Genomic DNA, 4,039 nt, shown 5'->3' with positions numbered 1-4,039 from the left:
GGTAATGAATTTTCGCAGCTCGATGGCTGGTCTGCACGCTCCCCTGTCAACGCTTCGCGCATGACCTCACGTCATGGCGATCGCGACCATCAATCAGAAGGACGCGGAGCAGGATACCCGCCTCAATAGCGATGACGCCACGCTCGCCAATCACGAACAGCGCATTACCGCGACCGAGGGCAAGAACGTCGAGCAAGACACCCGGCTGAACGCCAACGACACCAGGAATGCCGAGCAGGACAAGCGCCTCGATGGTGACGATGTCAGGTTGAACGGCATCGATCAGAAGAACACCGCCCAGGATACGACGCTTGCCGATCACGAGCAGCGCATCACGAAGAACGAGGGCGATATCGCCGGCATCAACAAGGGCGCGGTGTTTTACAATCGTGACGCCAATGGTGACAAGACCGGCGGCGTCACCTTCGACGACGCAACCGGCGCGCCGGTGCGGCTCGGTAACGTCGCCGCGGCGAAGTCGTCCACCGACGCCGTCAATGGCGGCCAGCTCGATGCGGTTGCGAAGAACCTGGGCGGAGGCTCGAAGCTGAATGCCGACGGCACGATCGCAGCCCCGACCTATGCGGTTGGCGGCGTCGATTATCACAGCGTCGGCGATGCGCTCGGCGCGGGCGGCAAACTCAATGTGCAGTATGCGCCCGACCGCAACGGGCTGCCGACCAACACCGTCGTGTTGTCCGGCGACGGAACCGGAAGCGCGGTCAAGATGACCAATCTGGCGGCCGGAACCGCCGATGCGGATGCCGTCAATTACGGCCAGGTCAAGGATAATGTTTCCTACGACCGCAGGGCCGACGGCTCCCGTTCCAACGAGATCACGCTGTCGGGCGGCGGACCCGGACCGGTGACCATCCACAATCTGGCCGACGGCAAGGCGCCAAGCGACGCCGCCACCATGCGCCAGGTCGGCCAGGCGCGTCGTGATGGCTTTGCCTATACCGACCAGCGCGTCGACAGCCTGCGATCCTATAGCGACAACCGGTTCGATGCGCTCTCGGGCGATATATCCAGGAACCGCCGGGAGGCGCGCGCCGGCATATCCTCGGCGCTGGCGGTCGCCGGCCTGCGCTTCGGCGAACGGCCCGGCAAGCTGTCGGTCGCAAGCGGCATCGGCAGCTTCAAGGGCGCGACCTCGATCGCCGCCGGTCTCGGCTATACCACCGAGGACGGCAACTGGCGCTTCAATGCCGGCATCGCCCATTCCTTCGGTACCGCCACCACCAGCTGGAACGCCGGTATGTCCTACACATTCGATTGAACGGCTCGACGACATCTGATTTGAGGAGACAAGACCATGCGGATAAAGACAAGCATGCTGGCCGCCACCGCCTTCGTCGCGCTGATCTCGGGGGAGGCATCGGCGCAGCAGGCGTCACAACCGGCTGGACCGGCCGGGCAATCGTCGGCAGGGTCGGCGACCCCAGCGTCGCCTCCTGCGATCGCAGCGTCGCCTCCGGCGATCGCGACATCACCGGGGTCAACCGCCGGCCAACCCCAGACAGCACAGCCAGAGAGTGGCCTGCCGCGGCTGGCGTTGCTGATCGCGCCGGGCGAACAGCCCGCATCCGGCGATCTCGTCAACATCACCAGGCCATTCGACAACTGGCTGCTGCGCTGCGATCTGCGCCTGTCGCGGAACAAGCGTCTCTGCGTCATCGAACAGCAGATCTCCGACCAGGCCGGCAACAGGATCGTCTGGCGGATTGCCGAGAGCATCGATGGCAAACCGTTCCTGATCCTCTCGGCGCCGGCGAGCCTCGTATCGGCCAGGGGCATGCGGCTGTCCTTCTCGGGTCTCGAGAAGACCCTGCCCGAGCAGGAATGGCTATGCAGCGACAAGGCGTGCCTGTCGAGCTTTCCCTTCGAGGGCTTTGTCCAGGCCGCCATTTCCAGATCGTCCGCCGTCGGCTTCGCCTTCACCATCAGGGGCGCCAGCGGCGTCGAGCAGCCGATCAGTTTAACCGGCTCGATGCAGGGTTTCGATGCCGCCGCCAGCGCCAGCGCCAACGATCCTTTCGGCCGCGATGTCACCGGCAAGGCTCCGGCCGGGGCATTACCAGGCGCACCCGCCGGCGACAGGACGGCGTCAGCCTCCACCGGGAAGACCGCCGGCAAAGCTCGAGCCCGGACGGCGGACGCCGATACCTCGTCCAACATCTCGCCAAGAGACGGGCTCTACTGATGGCTGAGCAAGCAACATCAAACCGCCTGGGCGCGCTATCGTGATCTCTCCCACTGAACCAACATCAAAAGAAGGAACAATCGCCATGACCGACTACGTCAACTTCATCCGCTTCGGCCAGGACGGCAACAGCCTTGCCGGCAATATCGCCTCCATCGCCTACGACATCGATATCACCGGCGAGCACTATTCCAGCAACAATCCGAAGGCGCCCGTCTATCGCCTTTTCGCCAAAAGCCCCAAAGGCAAGCGCGTCGACATCGGCGGCATCTGGAAGAAGCAGAACCAGAACGGCGGCGATTACTTCACGCTGGCCGTCAACACCGGTTACGGCAAGCTCAACGCCAATCTCGGCCGATATCCCGGCCAGGACGACGAGGATCTCATGGCCGTCATCCCGTGGGCGCGACACGAAACACTAGAGGAAGGGAGGTAAGAAAGGAGTGTGAGTCCAATTCCTCATTGTTCAGTCGGGGCGTCAGATTAAAAGCGACCCGACAGTGAACCTGTTGTACGACCAACAGTAGTCTAGGAAAGCAGGCAATTTTGGCAACGAGATTGTTTGAAGCCTTTCCGACAAAGTACCCTCCGTTTGGATGCGCCGTCTTGTGAGAGATGGCGCAGATACCTTCAGTCGCAAGAGGGTTAAGGGGCCAGGCTGACCGATACGGGCAACGTAAGTGAACTGCTGATAAATGTCGTGATTACTGAAGATGCCAAAGCGACTGATAGGCATCAACCAAAAGGTGTGTGGTCGGTTATCTCATTCCAAGGTTGAGATACGTCGTCTTAGACCACCGGCAGACAGGCAGGCCCTAACCCGGTCGTGTGAGGAATTGGGAACGTGGTAAGCCCGTATCGTCGCCTGAGAGGCAGGCGGACCGTAAGGAATGCTGTTGATGATGCGGGTATGAGATGACGGAGAAAGCGAATGCCGGACTGTAATGGCCCGGATAGGGATTGAAACATCATTCTGCGCGAAAGCGTGCCCACTTCCGTCTGGTTTTCTTGTGCAAGACCTCTGAGTAACCTCATCAGGAGAACAGCATGGAAGTATCCGATATTTTTACCGGGTCTGCGTTCTCCGGCAAACCGCAGGACTGGACATCTATTGATTGGAAAAAGGTCTTACGCAATGTCCGGGGCATGCAGATGCGTATTGCAAAGGCGACACAGGAAAGCGACTGGCGCCGGGTGAAATCCCTGCAACGGACGCTGACCCGCTCGTTTTGCGCCAAAGCTTGGGCCGTAAAACGAGTGACTGAAAATCAAGGCAAGCGAACGTCAGGCGTAGATCATGAAATCTGGAATAAGCCTGAAGAAAGATATCAGGCAATATCCAGATTGAACAACAGGGGATACAAACCGCGGCCCTTGCGCCGCGTTTTCATCCCCAAAGCTAATGGGAAAGAGCGCCCATTAGGAATTCCAACCATGAGGGATAGGGCCATGCAGGCCCTGCACCAGCTGGCATTGGATCCAGTCTCGGAATCGACGAGCGATACGAATTCCTATGGTTTTCGCATCAACCGCTCTACTGCCGATGCTGCTGAGTATTTGTTCAACTGTCTAGCAAAACGTCACTCTTCGCAATGGGTTCTTGAGGCTGATATTGCCGGATGCTTCGACAATATCAGTCACAAATGGCTGCTTGATCATATTCCCATGAACAAGCGGATACTTACCAAATGGCTCAAGGCGGGAGTGATATTCAAGGGCAGGTTTCAGGATACGATCGCTGGGACGCCGCAGGGCGGGATTATCACTCCCCGAACGCAAAAGGTAACTTTACGTTCGAGCGGAGGATTCCACTCGATCGTTCTCGTTCTGTGCTTG

Annotated in this window: 4 protein-coding genes; all 4 read left to right on the top strand. The window is 59.6% G+C overall.

Annotated elements, in window-relative coordinates:
• Positions 1–73: 73 nt before the first annotated feature.
• Entirely contained in the window at positions 74–1,279 is a 1,206-nt protein-coding gene (locus ACPYOP_RS32590; protein ID WP_481414327.1) for a YadA-like family protein, read from the top strand.
• A gap of 36 nt (positions 1,280–1,315) precedes the next feature.
• Complete coding sequence (locus tag ACPYOP_RS32585; RefSeq protein ID WP_481414326.1) at positions 1,316–2,203, top strand: invasion associated locus B family protein; 888 nt, start codon at positions 1,316–1,318, stop codon at positions 2,201–2,203.
• An 85-nt stretch (positions 2,204–2,288) separates the two neighbouring features.
• Positions 2,289–2,639 (top strand): DUF736 family protein, encoded by a 351-nt coding sequence (locus ACPYOP_RS32580; RefSeq protein ID WP_481414325.1) that lies wholly within the window; start codon positions 2,289–2,291, stop codon positions 2,637–2,639.
• A gap of 611 nt (positions 2,640–3,250) precedes the next feature.
• A partial coding sequence (locus ACPYOP_RS32575; protein ID WP_481414324.1) for a reverse transcriptase N-terminal domain-containing protein occupies positions 3,251–4,039 on the top strand: 789 nt, incomplete at its 3' end.

The organism is Rhizobium sp. KNZ2-6A (genome assembly GCF_056755475.1).
Note: the sequence above shows the minus strand (reverse complement) of the source record. Positions and strands in the feature narration are given on the sequence as shown.